Genomic DNA, 467 nt, shown 5'->3' on the forward strand with positions numbered 1-467 from the left:
GCGGTTTGCGTGGTCGCGAGTTTCGCGTCGCGGGCAGCTAATTCTTTCTTCAGCCGTGCGATTTCTGCTTGTTCTTTGGTGAGTTTGCTCTTCGTGGTCCGTGCCGTTCCGCCCTGAGCTGTGGTGGCGTGCTCGTCGAGGATCCCTGCGTTGCGGAGTTTGCGCCATTCAGCAATGTGGGAGGAGTAGATCCCGTTGGCGCGTAGGTAGCTGCCGCCTTCACTTGTTTGGATGGCTTGGTCATAGCCTTGAAGGTAGGCAAGTTTCTGAGCGGGGCTGATGGTACGGCGACGGGGCTGGTCCGGGCGTGGAGAAGAATCCATGCTTCTATTCTCGGACACATCAGGGGCTGGTTGCTTCAAGGTGGTGATGCTCATGGTGCGCTGAGTTTCCTTGTTCTCGCCCTGTCTGGGGTGAGGCGGGGGTTGCTATGAGGGGCTGGTCTCACTCAACCCTGACAGACAGGG

At 58.7% G+C, this 467-nt stretch carries 1 pseudogene; it reads right to left on the bottom strand.

The annotated features are described in order from the left end of the window. Positions 1–377, bottom strand: a pseudogene (locus ACT3TP_RS18780) (IS3-like element ISAar44 family transposase); the annotation flags it as partial. Positions 378–467: the final 90 nt, after the last annotated feature.

The organism is Glutamicibacter sp. AOP38-B1-38 (genome assembly GCF_052377485.1).
Taxonomy (GTDB): domain Bacteria; phylum Actinomycetota; class Actinomycetes; order Actinomycetales; family Micrococcaceae; genus Glutamicibacter.